The sequence below is a fragment of the Chryseobacterium endophyticum genome, assembly GCF_056333165.1.
The window spans coordinates 1-13,774 of sequence record NZ_JBWGXE010000002.1 but is presented as its reverse complement, the minus strand read 5'-3'; the positions used below and the strand labels follow the sequence as shown (position 1 = coordinate 13,774).

General features: G+C 35.3%; 11 protein-coding genes. 4 read left to right on the top strand and 7 right to left on the bottom strand.

The window, feature by feature from the left end; translation table 11 throughout:
- Positions 1–2 precede the first annotated feature (2 nt).
- From AC0N32_RS04570 to AC0N32_RS04560, 3 genes are all read right to left on the bottom strand, one after another.
- Positions 3–1,631 (bottom strand): hypothetical protein, encoded by a 1,629-nt coding sequence (locus AC0N32_RS04570; protein ID WP_476392678.1) that lies wholly within the window; start codon positions 1,629–1,631, stop codon positions 3–5.
- Positions 1,632–1,909: 278 nt separating this feature from the next.
- Positions 1,910–2,707: a glycosyl hydrolase family 18 protein gene (locus AC0N32_RS04565; RefSeq protein WP_476392677.1), complete on the bottom strand. Its 798-nt coding sequence runs from the start codon at positions 2,705–2,707 to the stop codon at positions 1,910–1,912.
- Between the two features lie 566 nt (positions 2,708–3,273).
- Positions 3,274–4,089 (bottom strand): GLPGLI family protein, encoded by an 816-nt coding sequence (locus AC0N32_RS04560; RefSeq protein WP_476392676.1) that lies wholly within the window; start codon positions 4,087–4,089, stop codon positions 3,274–3,276.
- 293 nt (positions 4,090–4,382) lie between these two features.
- On the opposite strand from AC0N32_RS04560, the gene AC0N32_RS04555 reads away from it, so the two are divergent.
- The 3 genes from AC0N32_RS04555 (at position 4,383) to AC0N32_RS04545 (ending at position 7,774) form a co-directional block, all read left to right on the top strand.
- Complete coding sequence (locus tag AC0N32_RS04555; RefSeq protein WP_476392675.1) at positions 4,383–5,117, top strand: sensor histidine kinase; 735 nt, start codon at positions 4,383–4,385, stop codon at positions 5,115–5,117.
- The gene (locus tag AC0N32_RS04550; RefSeq protein WP_476392674.1) at positions 5,114–5,761 is read left to right on the top strand and encodes a response regulator; all 648 of its coding nucleotides are present in this window, start codon (positions 5,114–5,116) and stop codon (positions 5,759–5,761) included. The genes AC0N32_RS04555 and AC0N32_RS04550 overlap by 4 nt, the downstream gene beginning before the upstream one ends.
- A gap of 339 nt (positions 5,762–6,100) precedes the next feature.
- The gene (locus AC0N32_RS04545; protein ID WP_476392673.1) at positions 6,101–7,774 is read left to right on the top strand and encodes an LVIVD repeat-containing protein; all 1,674 of its coding nucleotides are present in this window, start codon (positions 6,101–6,103) and stop codon (positions 7,772–7,774) included.
- 433 nt (positions 7,775–8,207) lie between these two features.
- Here the strand turns inward: AC0N32_RS04545 and AC0N32_RS04540 are convergent, their stop codons facing one another.
- From AC0N32_RS04540 to AC0N32_RS04530, 3 genes are all read right to left on the bottom strand, one after another.
- Positions 8,208–9,365, bottom strand: a complete 1,158-nt coding sequence (locus AC0N32_RS04540) for an acyltransferase family protein (RefSeq protein WP_476392672.1) — start codon at positions 9,363–9,365, stop codon at positions 8,208–8,210.
- Positions 9,366–9,462: 97 nt separating this feature from the next.
- Positions 9,463–10,368: a LytR/AlgR family response regulator transcription factor gene (locus AC0N32_RS04535; RefSeq protein WP_476392671.1), complete on the bottom strand. Its 906-nt coding sequence runs from the start codon at positions 10,366–10,368 to the stop codon at positions 9,463–9,465.
- Between the two features lie 927 nt (positions 10,369–11,295).
- Positions 11,296–11,556, bottom strand: a complete 261-nt coding sequence (locus AC0N32_RS04530; RefSeq protein ID WP_476392670.1) for a helix-turn-helix domain-containing protein — start codon at positions 11,554–11,556, stop codon at positions 11,296–11,298.
- A gap of 537 nt (positions 11,557–12,093) precedes the next feature.
- On the opposite strand from AC0N32_RS04530, the gene AC0N32_RS04525 reads away from it, so the two are divergent.
- Positions 12,094–12,885 (top strand): hypothetical protein, encoded by a 792-nt coding sequence (locus AC0N32_RS04525; RefSeq protein WP_476392669.1) that lies wholly within the window; start codon positions 12,094–12,096, stop codon positions 12,883–12,885.
- 676 nt (positions 12,886–13,561) lie between these two features.
- Here AC0N32_RS04525 and AC0N32_RS04520 read toward each other — a convergent pair.
- Positions 13,562–13,765, bottom strand: coding sequence for a DNA-processing protein DprA (locus AC0N32_RS04520; RefSeq protein WP_476392668.1), 204 nt, complete (start codon positions 13,763–13,765; stop codon positions 13,562–13,564).
- Positions 13,766–13,774 lie beyond the last annotated feature (9 nt).

Sequence of the window (13,774 nt, the reverse complement as noted above, 5' to 3'; positions counted from 1 at the left end):
CATCAGGCATTTGGGTTTAAGTAAGTGATATTGGATACCAAATCCCTGCTGTTGCTAAACTGGGGATTTTCAAATGCAAAAGTCTTTGCTCCCGGAAAAATAAAATGGTTTGCTGTAGCAAGGATACTGGTTAAACTTGTTACAATTGATCCTTCAATATTATTTTCTACCGTACCTACTAAATCCCCAAGGTTATTTGTATAAGACACCATGTATCCGCCCAAGCTTTGAAGAAAAGTTTCCCACCATGACTGGCTGTGATCTTCAACAGTGGGAGGAGTATTAAAATTAGGATTAATAATTTTAAGGTCAAGCTGCCCATTATTTTCAGCGTCGAAGTATAACTGCAGGTCGACAGACCAATTCCATGTTGTATTTGGCATCTCACTGTCCCAGCTACTCCCCTGTACCGTACTTACGGAATCTCCGTTAGCGGTCATTGAGCCATTAAGCTGGATCGTATCTGCATTTAAAAGAATATTGGTCGTACTTGAATAATTTCCTGATACCGTAAGTTCATAAGGTGCATACCATGGACCGTTATCTGTACTGGAATCATTGGTTGAATAGCTGTAGCTGGCTATCTGTCCCGTACCGGCATTAAAAGTATTATTGAATGTATGATCGGTTCCTGTGTTCAGTTGAATTACAGCATCATCAGGTGACGACTTGCTTCCGTCAGCTTTACAATACATGATCGGACAAACAGTTTTCAAGAGTGGATTTAACTCATTAATTACAAATGGTGTAAATTCATCTTCACGAATAGCCATGGCACCCATGTTTTGTTCATCGGTAACCCAATTAAAATTAAATGAGGACGGAGGAGTTTTCGGAGGTGTATTATTATTTACCATGACAAGATAATTTAACGTATCAAGATCCGGATTGCTATTTTTACCGGTATTGTCCGTATATGGTGTGACGCAGAAATCTACAAAAGTAGGTGTAAGGGTTGGAGGAGGAGTATTCTGATCGGTATAGGTAACAGACACTCCAAACAATGGCTTTCCTGAAGCCTGTTGCTGCGCTAAATACAAAGTAAGAATCTGCATGGCAGGGGTTTGTACCGGCCCGGGAAAGGTAACACCGTCAATTGTATTTAGTGCTGCGGTGTTTAAATCCATATATAATTGCTGGATAGAGAATATGTTTTCATCCAAAGAACTCAGTTTTGTTTGCAAATCAGTTGGAAGGTCATTTAAAGATACTGGATCGTTTTTCAGTTCTACAAACATTCGGAATATCCATGGCGCACTGGAATCTTGTTTTTTCTCAAAGCTGAGCCCTTGCCAATCGTACTTAAAATCACCATTTTGCATGGTAATATTATATTGAACGGTCTGATTACCCTTTTGGGTAGTTAAATCTACCAGATTAATGTACTTTCCCCTTGAATCTTTTTCCAGCTGGATTGTTCCTGATAAAGAACATGCCGCTTGGCTCGGGTCAGTCGTAATACTTGTTACATTACCATTGTCATCGACAATTCCAAGAATGGTAAAGTCTTGCGGATGGGCATATAAATATTCGCCCATAGTTTCGTTGATGGCTACCTGTGTAGTGGCGACCACCATGTCATAGTTTGTCAAGGTAATACCTTGCAAGGTGGAGTCTTGTATGAGATTCATGGTTGTTAATTTAGTTTAGATTGGATTTTATTACATTATTATAAAATTAATTAGAAATATATTTTCTTCACCATTTACAGATTATACACTTCCAAGATTGAATTTGAGTTGTGGATAAGAATGGCTTTATGTTTTGAAGAGTTTTAAATATGATGTCTCAACGAAAGAAAACCTTTGTCTCGAGTCAATAATACTTTTTTATTTAATCGCTTAATTACCGTCTTCATTCCATGTAATCATTTAATCGATGGATTTTATGCAATACTTTAGTTGAAAAATTATTTTGGAAAAAGATTTTTAAATATTGTCTCAGTCCATGTACCATCTGGATAACCTGTACCTGCCCCATTGCGTTCTTTGACATCATAGCTAAAAGTATATAACATACATCCACCTTTTTGACCATTTTCAGGCTGATATTGGCTCAGTCTTACTACATCTTCATAGGGTGTGAAATAATTCTTGGATGGTTCCATACAGCTGATGCCAATCACCAATTGTTCCCATCCCCCCTTCATAATGGCGGCATATTGATTACAGTAATTTATCGTCTGATCATACTTAGGATAGGGTGAATAATCCATGGTGGTTACATAATCTACCACTGAAGACAATTGTTGCAGTAAATCTTCATAATCTAACCAAATACTGTATATAGGCGCCGTAAATATTGACCCTTCCGGCAGGGCATTGCGTAGTGCCTGAATCGTTGCAATAAGATTTATATGGGGATTGTAGGGAGGTTCGAAATCAAAGTCGATACCATCCAAATCCCATTCTTTTACAAGAGATACTACATTATTTACAAATAAAGGTTGCTTATCTGAAGGTATATCTCCCAGTTTAATATCATTGATGGATGCCAAAACCTTTGTCCCATTGGCTTTAATCATTTGTATCCAGCCTGGGATCTTGGAAATATATTCTTTCCAGGCAAACTGAAGTTCGTAGTTTTCGTCAATATTGAAAAACGCCAAAGGCACAATATTAACATAAGATGGCATCTGATCTAACTGAGGTGATGGCGGGATAGGCTCCTGCCCTATCCAATAATTAATAAAAATTTGGTTGTTCATAATATAAGTTATTTAAAATTTTGAAAAATCGAAGTGTATTGAGTAAACTTGTTTAGCTAATTCCGTTTACTTCGGCTCTATAAATATCACCCAGAATGGTACAGTGAAACATTAGTTTACAACCCAAGTTTTACACAAATACGGTTTCTGAAAAACAGACAAAGCAAGTTATTTTAAATCATTTGTTATTAAGCTAACATGTTCAAAGTTAAGTGATTTACATTGACTCCATATCCGTAAAAACACCAGATTTGCCACGCAGGTATTTTCACGGATGATATTCGACACTTCTCAAAGATTCATTTTTTGCTACCGTCGAAATGCGTGATTTTTGATTCCTATTCTTTCTAATACTTTTAACATTATAATAAATTTTCAAGCTTATTGACCGTTTTAAAACATTGAATTATATTATTTGAGAAAAGATGTAAAGAAAGAATCAATAAATTTGGATCTTTATATAAGGCAGATTATAGATAAATGATGACGTAATTTCGTTATATCGCTAAAAGCAAACCCTTGCAGAATGTCTGAAGGGTTTTATTTGTTAGTTGATGAGTAAACATTTATTTCAGCAAGTTCAGTTCAATCAAATTATTATCGTGAGCCAGTTTTGCCATAATCTGCTGATTGATTTCCCTGATAACTTCTGCTGATGTACGCATGGTTCCGTCAGCATTGGTCTGGTCGGGAATCCGTCCCACCAGATCAGCCGTTGGATTGGCGCGGTAATTTTTAAATTTCTTAACGAACTGATTGTAATTTAACTCAATAATTTTGTATTGGCCAAGGTCGGGATAGTGGAATTCTTCATGGTTAGATCGGATGCCTCTCAGTTCCCAACGGTGGCTTTTCGTTGAATCTTCAATCTTTAAAATCAATCCCGGAAGACCTTTAAATTTGTACGGACCATCCTGAATGGGAATTTCTTTGGTAAACCAGGCCGTCCATTGTCGACCGCCAAATTGGGTAGTTGCTTTCTGAACATCATAATTGAGGATTTTGGAAAACTCGTTGGTGAGTTTCCACTTCAATTCTACATCCTGCTTCACTTTATATTTGTCCCAAACCAGAAAAGTGGTGTGTATAATTTCATTAGAATTGGGATATTTGGTAACCCATTCATTGACCGATTCAATATTAGCCGGCATTGAAAAAATGCCTTTTTTAAAATCTGCAGCCTGAGCAGAATCCGAAGCGTATCGTACGGCACTGTAGTATTCAGACCTGTTTTTCAATACGTTAAGAATCATTATTTCTGATCTGACATTAGCTTTGTTCATAGAGTCAGGAATGAATTTGTATTCGTAAAGAAATTGTTTATTTTGACCAAAAGACAAGACTGAAATCAGCAGTAAAAGTAAAGTCTGGTTAAGCTTCATTGTTAAAAGTTTTGGAACGTAAATATACCAATTAATTCCTGGTGATTTGGATAATTTAATAGTTTAGCTAATTACATCTGAGTGCAGGCCATCCAAATTATCGTTTTTTAAATATTTGGTTATCTGTAACCATTCCGATATCTTCCTTTTGATTTTTCTTTTCTACTAATATATTTTTTTATAAATTGCCCTTTACGGCAGAAAGGCCTAAAGAATTTATTTTGAATTCGGGCATTTAATACTTCTTCTAAAAAATAATTCAAACAGCTTCTTAAACCAATGATACTGAATTTATGAATGATTTGATCAACGAACTACAGTTAAAAATCGAAAAACTGGAAAACGAAGTTAATTTCAAGAATGGACTTATCTCTATATTGTCTCATGACTCAAAGGAACTGTTTGGAAATTTTCTTCGGCTTACAGAGGCACTGGAACAAAAAGCCATAGATGGGAAAGATTTTTTTAAATTGTTGCAGGAAGTGAAAAGTGATGCTGAGAAGAATCTTCAAACTGTTCAGGACAGTACCTCATGGCTAAAAACACAATACGGAAAATTTGAGATTAAACCCGTTAAAATCATGGTCATGGATATTTTTCAGCATTTAGAAGAAAAATATGCTGTTAAATTAGAAAATAAAAATATTAAATGTTGTTTTAAAGGAGATCCCAATACATTTCTAACTACAGATCGATTGTTGCTCGAATTTGTTTTAGATAAAATTTTTAACAATTCGGTAAAATATTCCTTCCCTGATAAAGAAATCTATTTACAGGCAATTACAGAAGGAGATCAGGTCATACTTTCTGTCATCGATTTCGGAACGGGAATGGATGAAAAGTATTTATCTTCGATCTATACTTATGACAATCCGGTATTCCTTGGAACTTCAGGAGAAAAAGGCGTTGGGCTAAGCTTGAAAATTGTGCAAAATTTTTTATCGTTGATGCACGGAAATATTCAAATCATTTCTTCTGAGCGGAATGGTACGGCTGTTTCCCTTTTTTTACCTAATTTTAAAATATGAAGGATCTAAAATTAAATGTTCGTATTGTTGTTGCGGATGATCATGGTATTGTTCGGATGGGCTTGATACAAACGATTAAACGAATCAGACCCGATGCCATAATTTCAGAAGTGGAAGATTATAAAGCGTTTTACAAAATAATTCTAAAAGAAGAATTGGATCTCGCTATTATGGACGTTAATATGCCTAATGGATCTATAAATGAAGCAATTGATTACATAAAGATCCACAGACCTGAATTAAAAATTCTACTATTTTCTTCACAGGATGAAGACGTCTATGCCATACGTTACCTTAAGATGGGTGCCGGAGGGTATCTCAGCAAGCAAAGCTCCACTGAAGTCATTGAGGCTGCTTTAACATCAATGCTCATCAAGGGCCTTTATGTCAGTGAAAATGTAAAAGAATCGATGTTTTTAGAATCATTAACCGGCTCGGCAACAAATTCACCTTTCGAAACCCTGTCCGACCGCGAATTGCAAATTGCCAATAAACTTGCAGAGGGCATTCCTCTCAAAGAAATTTCTAATCAGTTAAATCTCCATTCATCGACGATCAGCACCTATAAAACCAGGCTGTTTGATAAACTGAAAATACGATCCATACCCGAATTGGTGGAGATTCTCAGGATCTATAGTAAATAAACATTCTCTTATTTCCTGAATCTTCACTTTAAAAGTCCCATTAGGTACAGACAACACATTTTCAAAAAACGATTGATTACGAGGCAATTAATTCATCTCGCAAAACCCTCAGTGAAAATTTATTTATCATTGTAGTAATTAAACTACATCAGCTTTCATGTTATACTACATAAAAAACATTTATGGCCGACGTACCTTTGTAATGTTCAAAAGAGGACGATCAAAAATTAACAAAATCGAATTATCTAAGTAAACAATAAATGATACCATCATTACGACTATAGAAATTTAACTTAACAAAAAACTTACTTTGCCAATAAAATAAATCAAAACTTCTTTATGAAAAAATTCTTACGATACATCGCTGCACTTACTTTTCTTACAGTTCTGTCTTGTCAAAATGACGATAGTGATTTTCAGAATCAACAGCAAACAGGCCCTATCTTAAGTTCTGACGCTGGTGCATTAAGCAAAAGAATAGACTTCGGAAGCGCCGGAGTACTGGATATGATACCAGGTTCCGCCGCAAAAAATGGAAGCGCTGGCGATTTCCCCCTTGTAATGGTAGCTGAAGTAGCACCTCCGGTTTATAATGGAAAAACCCTCAGAGCCACACATGTTGCGATAGAAGGAAATTATGCGTACGTTTCCTATAATACGGAAGGCGAAACGTACCTCGGAGCGATTGAGGTTTTGAATATCACCAATCCGAATGCTCCGCAGCTCGTAATGCAGGCCATACTTCCGGATACAGATGTAAGTTCGGTACGATACGATAATGGTAAATTATATATAGCAGGTGCGAAGGATATTTATGCTTCAGGAGCAGCTTCACCCGCTTTTGTAGGAAGCATGACACTTAATGGAGGTATGCTTACGAACGCTCTCCAGCAGACTGTTCTTACCGGTAAAGTAGGAACGGATGTTACTTCAAGCAGTGCAAAATATTATGCTGTTTCAGGAGCTACAGGCGTTTTGGCACAGCTTAATAAAAGCAGTCAGCAGATTGAAATGTCAATTCCTCTTAACGACCTCAGGGCATTGGGATATAACAACAACAAAATTGTGGTACTGAGCGGAACGGAAGGGGTAAGAATTTATGACGCAAACGGTCTTAATTTAATCACTTCTTTTTCCACTTCTACAGACGTAGCAGAAGCTAAAAGAACAATAGATTTTATCGACGGTAAATTACTGGTTTCAGAAGGCTATAATGGTGTAGGAGTTTATAATTTAACTTCAGGAACAAAACTTCAAACGCTTTCCTTACCAACGCAGGTTTCGGGTGTCAATCCTGCAGATATCGTAAGCAATGCTGTATCCGTGAATTCAGGGAGGGTATTTGTAGCCAATGGAGGAGCAGGTTTGTATGTTTATACGACGGACAACAACCAGCTTACGCTCATGGGTTCGCTGGATTTATCAGGGTCATCGAATTTCGTAATGAGTAGAGGCGAATATATCTTCGTTGCAACAGGAGCCGGAGGATTAAAAATTATTAAAACGGTAGCTCCGGAAAGCGGTGCGCCTAATTGTTCCAGCTATGCCGTATACAATGGAGGGGACTGGCTGAATGTGAATTCCGGACAAACTTTAGAATATTCAGGAACAAAAAGCCTTCAGGGAATCAACGTAAACCAGACATTGACCTGGTGTGGAGCACTAACAGCTTCTCAGGGGGTTAATCTGAACAGCAATTCAACATTCAACATTTATGGGCAGTTCTATCAGGGTACGCAAAGCAATCCGTGGAATTCTCTTAATATCAACAGCGGAGCACTTCTTAACCTGAAAGGTAGCCTTACCACCTATGGGCATATGATTCTTAATAGCAATGCCAACTGGAAAATTGAAGGGAACGTAACAATTTTTGGAAACCTTACAATTAACCAAGGATCCAAGATTGAATTTATCGGAACGAATTCATCCATCACAATTCACGGAACAGTTACCAAAAATGGTACTTCGACCATTACCGGAACATTTACGGATGTAAATCATAAATTGCAATAAGTAAATAAGCCTGATAGAGATTTGATATTGATCGTCTCATACAATTAAACTAATAGCCCTTTCAATCGAAAGGGCTATTGGATTTATAAATCAAAAAAATGCAGTTCCTAACTTATCGACGGGTTACATAATAAACACAAATTCAAATATTTACACAATCCGTATTACGCATGACGTTAAAATATTGCAAGGGTGACAAAATCGAAGATCTTAAACAATATAATAATGTATCCGGGAAGTTCGATATTTTACAGGGGAAAATGCTCGTAATTAAATCTTAATCGCTGATAGACTGTTTTTATGGACTTAGAAAGCTTACTGAAAATACAGGAGCGGATAACAAAAATCTATAATATTCCATATTAAGCAGGGATAGCCCGAATTTTTATGTTCGTAACTTTTCTTACCATTACTAAACCTAAGATTAAAATTACTACATAATTTTTTTAACGCCGGGAATTAAAATAATCAATGAGCCAAACAGAAAACTAAATAAAACCGTCAATGGAGCGACCATCAAAAGTTTAACAGCACCATCAATCTGCAAGTTCCTAAAAGCCAAAGTTATCACTACAATAATCAGCGGATGGAAAATATAGACCGCAAAACTGCTGCGTGCTAATTGACCGGACAATTTTGAAGCATTATTCCATCTCTTTTTTCCGTTGATGAGTAATGCCGTCAGAATGGAAATACCGATCCACTGTTCCCAGATTGCATAAATCAATGCCTGCCAGTGAAAGCCACCAGAAAAATAGGCCACCGGCGTGTTCAGTTTTAAAGCAATAACAAAAAACACCGGGAAAAACAACAGACACAGATATGCTGATCTTTTGAGCTGCATTCCTAATTTGTCCGGGAGCTGATCAAACCATTTATTTTTGGCAGCCAGTAAACCAACAATAAACAGAGCAACATACTGCGGAAAGTGCCCCAACTGAAAGCCAAGCGGTTTCAGTACAAAACCCACCGGAAAAATAATTCTCAACACGAAACTGATAATTCCTAACCCGAAGGCGAACTGTAATATACGACTCAGGCCAGGTGCTGCCAACTTTCCGTTAAAACCAATGTTAAATAATCTTCTTATGACCACATAAATTAATGTAAAGAGCAACAATGCTGCAATAAACCAGGTCACTCCCGGATCGATCCAGCTATCATAGCCACTAAGATATTCCATAATGCCAACATACCCTCCTTTTCCAAAATAGTAAACCAGATAGCACATAAAAGGTGTGAGAATAAAAGAATAAAATACTAAAGGAATACCAAGTCTGATTAAACGGTCCTTCACAAACCTGGAAGGTACTTTCCTGTTATAAGAAGCTCCTGTAAAATAAGCAGCCAGCAAAAAGAAAAATCCCATGAAAAAAGATTGGTTTACACTGACGAACATTGTCATTATCAGTTTTGCACCTTTGATCGATGTGGGTTCATTGTAATACCAGCCATCAGAAGAACTATAGGCAATAAAAGTGTGATGAAGTACAACCAGTATGGTCAGAAGAACTTTAATATTGTCGACATAGATCATTTGATTTGCGGTCCGGGTATTCTGATCAGGAGTGATCGGTGAGTTAGCCATCATAAATAGATTTAATATTTTTGATGGCAAACATACATCAAGAAAAGCCTGCTAATACAGATTTGTTATCGGCAACTAGCTTTTGTGATGAACAACTAGATTAAATACTATGCTTGTTACTAAGCGCTTTATAACAGGAATTAAAACTTTCCGTTTGCTTTCTTGAAACAGGAACTTTGAGATCGGTTTCTCTGAACAATAATATATAGCCTTGGGAATTACCTGTAACTTTTTCGATTTTGAACATGTTGACCAGGTAAGCTCTATGACATCTGAAAAGATTCGGATAAGCGGATAGCTGATTTTCGAATTGAGTAAGAGAGATCCTTTTCACTTCTGTTATGATCCCGCTGTCTTTTGACCTGGTCAGTTCAATATAGTTTCCATCGGCTTTAACAAAAAGAAGGTTTTCAATATCCAGCTGAAAATCATCTTGCCTTACTTGAGTACTGATAAAAATTTGAGGATCAACAATTTTCTTTTCTCCAGATAGTGCTACAGGTATAAACTGCAATACAGAGGGCGCTCCTTTTTTGGATTCAATGTAAGAGCTCAATAGCCTGAGAAAAAAATAAAAGAAAATCCCGGCTACCAGACAATTCCTGATCTCCCCAATGAAATAATGCCAGGACCAGTTACCAGGATTATTATACAGCAGATCCCTCATTAAAAAGCTGACAGCTCCCACAAGCATTAGAACGATCATAATGTGTATATATTCCTTCAACAGAGTCCAGTGAAGTTCATTTTTTCTTCTTCTGAGATTGTTGAACGTCCTGAAATAGAGATACAATATAAGTGATGGAGCAAAGGCATGAAAAAAACAGATGAACAAATAGTGTAATTTGAGTTCAGGATCATAGACGCCAAAAGGTTTAAAAAGTAAAAGAAAGAAAAAAACAATCATGAAAACGATAATCGAGCTTTTCATCAGTTTTTCAGATGTGAATCTTTTAGGGTATTTAATCTCTGTGAGCAGATGTTCTCTATTGATGTAAAATTTCATTTTTAGTTATTGCTGGATCAAAAATAGATAAAATATGGGTATTTCTTTCCCATGTCTTAGAATTCTATGGTTATGAGTCTGCCCGTTCATCATCCTAAGCTAAAAATTAAAGATTCAGTGGGTTACCATATAACAATCTGATAATTTACTTTTTGTTACCACTTTTTGAAAGATGTACAATCGTTGGACTTCCCTATTTTGATTTTTTTTGATACTGCGCTAAAACAAAAAACGCTGTAAACATTTATGTTTACAGCGTTTTAGCTTATTTTGGTTTATAACCTGGCGGAGAGTGAGGGATTTTGTAACCTCCCGTCATCTCTTTATTGATAAGCGTTTTGCTGTAGCATCTTTTAATTGGCCCTAAATAGGTCACCTGCAAAAAAGCGTTAAAATCCTAATTTAAATTTTGCTTAGTAAAGCTAAAAATTTTCGTTGGAATATACAAGTAATGAGTACTAAATTTTGAACAAGTTTTTTAATTCATCTTTAAAAACTATTTTGCCTTTGGATACTATTCAGAAAAATATTTAAAAATAAAGTTTAAAAAGATTTCTCAAAATTGAACCCTGAAATTCAAAAAAAATATTTTTCTATACTGATTTACAGTTTTATCGTAAAGTCCAACATAACAACCTGACTTCCAATGAATGGATTATAAGAAGGCTGATAATCAATGTATTTTAGAGAATGTAAATTCTTTAAACATTTATGATAAGTAGCTTTTGAACGGATTTTACTGATTCGCATCACTTCATCGCGCGAAATACTTATTGGGTTTCGGAAACGATTGAAATTCCAGAATTGGAACAAAGCTAAATAAAGACTGATGTGTGTAGGATTAAGCGTGTTGTCCAGAGCCACTTTTTCATAGAAACCTGTTAGATGTTTTATGTAATTCATTTGTATTATTTTTGAATCAGTAATCTATCTTTTACCATTAATCATTTTTTCGATGTCTTTGTAATTATAATACAGCGTTCCTCCGACACGAGTAAATGTCAAAGCCCCACTTGTACGAAGATTTTGCAGGGTTCCGGAAGAAATTTTCAGAAGCTCTTTGACCTCTGATGAACGCAACCATAATTTCTGCTCAGAAACTTTGATACTGAGCAGGTTTTTAATGTCATCTAATAATTCGGTTTTGAATTCTTTTAGATCTTCTTTTGTGATAATATTTATTTCCATAATTAATCTTGATTTATCTTTTTCTACACTTATAAGAATCCTATATCAACATTAGTATTTTAACTATTGATAAAGAAAGTTTTTAAAAATAAATCAAAAAATTCTAAATGAGATTACATGGTTTTTAATGGAATGTTTTGGCGTTTCAAGTCATAATTACACATGATCAATTAATAGTCGACCTTTACGGATCGCTCAAATAAGTAAACAGCTTTTATATTTGGTGTATTTTTGATTAATTGCCCCCAAACATCGCCATTCGATTTGCCTGTCGTTTTTGCATGGGCATATCTTTTGTTTAGAATAAAAGGCATCTTTGCCATCTTAATAATTGTGATGGCAGGAAAGTAAAAATCAACGTTGGACTGTATGAAAAGAGTAATACATATTCCTGTACAATCAGCAGGCCTAGAGATTTATTCAAGGTGGACAAGGGCTATCAATCTCATTAAAAGAAAAGAGAGGATTGAGATAAAATTAGTTGAACACAGCATTCAAATACTAATCAAGAAAAATAAACTAATAAGGAATTAATTCATGAAAATTACAGGTCAACTTCGCAAAACTGAAATACTTTTCTTGATCAGTTGTTTTGCTTTATGGCTTGTCATTTATCTGGCTTCACGTTTCACATTTGAAATGAATGAAATTAAATTAATGCCTGGCATCTTAAAATGGGCAGCGTTTGGAGTTTCTCCTATTGCAATATATGCCGCAGTAAGAACAGGATTTGCTGAAAAAGTTAAATGGTATGGTTTTCTAGGCTACCTGTTTGGATATATTGCTGTATTAACTTTTGCAACTCAGTATATATTCATACAAAGTAACTTATTATGGAATGCAGCTGTTAATGAGCAGGTGTTTAAGCAAGTAAAGGTATTGGAGGTACGCAAAGTATTTAAACGCAAACTGGGTTTTGATCATACAGAGGTTGCAATTTTATTGGATGAGCAACCGATGAAAATGGAAGCTAGGCCATATACTTATTTTTATCTGAAAGATAAAAAGCAACTTGATGTAAAAATAGGTCATTCAGAAATGGGTGCATATGTGACCAATATCCGTAGCACATTCGAAGAAAAAACAGTTGCACGATGGCATTATTTAAAAGACATGGTTTACAGGCTGCGTTGGTTATTTGGCATCATTATCCTAATAATTGTGGCATCTATAATTAAGACCAGTTATTTCCCGGACCAACCTGGACGTGAAAAAAAGCAAATAAGTTTCTGGAAACTAATAGGACTCATTATGGCCATTCTTTTCGCTATCGCTCTGTTGCTTTACGCAGGGCTTTGGATCTATATGAGCTTTTTTGCGGTCCAATAACTAGAAATTGGAGCGATTTTTCTTAAAATATAACATGCTATAGAATCCAATACTTAACAAAGGTTAGTTCATCAGTAAAATCTTGCAAAGATTTAAAATTCATTTTTTTAACAATTCATCACAATACGTTCACCAACAGTACTTTACACATCAATATTATAATATTAAATAAACCGCAAACTTTTGCCCACTTAGTTTTGTACCAGTCAAACTCAAAAATATTACAATTATTAAATTTATTATATTCCACTATTGTTCTTGTATATCCTTTTTTTAATCAAAATATTTAGATTTATTTTTCAATTGGATATATAATATTATTCTTTCATTATTAAAATTTAACTTTATTGTTCCAATATAATTTGTTTCTTTAAAAATTATATGACTTTAGATCAGATAAAAAAATATTCAGTATGCTCGCAATAATGTGCCTATCATAGTGTTTCTCACCTAAAGTACCTTCGGTAAGTATGTTGATAATTTCATTTAAACAGAGCTGAAGCTATTTTTTGTGATTTTATGATAGTGTTCCAGAAGTTCCTCTTAGCATTAATGATGTTAATATGCACCCATTCTAAAGTTTCCTTCCTGGTCTGTGTATCTGATTTATCAAGAATGTGGAGTTCTACAAAATATCAACATATCAAGTAATTTATCTGTGAAAACAATACTTTGATTATCGACCGCTTATCAATAATTTAACAATCTTCCTTGCTATTCTTATACCCAGTTTAGAAACCTTCCTGGAACTAACGGCCGCTACCCTTCTTCCATTTTCCAATAACGAAAAATCCCCTTTGTAATACAATTCCTTGGGACTGTTCTTTTTCTCAACGGTAGTAAGCTTATCGTAGTATTTGTTAAAAGTACGGATCTGCATAGGTCTTCA

Coding starts and splice junctions, on each gene's coding strand:
- AC0N32_RS04570 (WP_476392678.1), bottom strand. CDS start 1,631: ATGAATCTCATACAAGACTCCACCTTGCAAGGTATTACCTTGACAAAC.
- AC0N32_RS04565 (WP_476392677.1), bottom strand. CDS start 2,707: ATGAACAACCAAATTTTTATTAATTATTGGATAGGGCAGGAGCCTATC.
- AC0N32_RS04560 (WP_476392676.1), bottom strand. CDS start 4,089: ATGAAGCTTAACCAGACTTTACTTTTACTGCTGATTTCAGTCTTGTCT.
- AC0N32_RS04555 (WP_476392675.1), top strand. CDS start 4,383: ATGAATGATTTGATCAACGAACTACAGTTAAAAATCGAAAAACTGGAA.
- AC0N32_RS04550 (WP_476392674.1), top strand. CDS start 5,114: ATGAAGGATCTAAAATTAAATGTTCGTATTGTTGTTGCGGATGATCAT.
- AC0N32_RS04545 (WP_476392673.1), top strand. CDS start 6,101: ATGAAAAAATTCTTACGATACATCGCTGCACTTACTTTTCTTACAGTT.
- AC0N32_RS04540 (WP_476392672.1), bottom strand. CDS start 9,365: ATGATGGCTAACTCACCGATCACTCCTGATCAGAATACCCGGACCGCA.
- AC0N32_RS04535 (WP_476392671.1), bottom strand. CDS start 10,368: ATGAAATTTTACATCAATAGAGAACATCTGCTCACAGAGATTAAATAC.
- AC0N32_RS04530 (WP_476392670.1), bottom strand. CDS start 11,556: ATGGAAATAAATATTATCACAAAAGAAGATCTAAAAGAATTCAAAACC.
- AC0N32_RS04525 (WP_476392669.1), top strand. CDS start 12,094: ATGAAAATTACAGGTCAACTTCGCAAAACTGAAATACTTTTCTTGATC.
- AC0N32_RS04520 (WP_476392668.1), bottom strand. CDS start 13,765: ATGCAGATCCGTACTTTTAACAAATACTACGATAAGCTTACTACCGTT.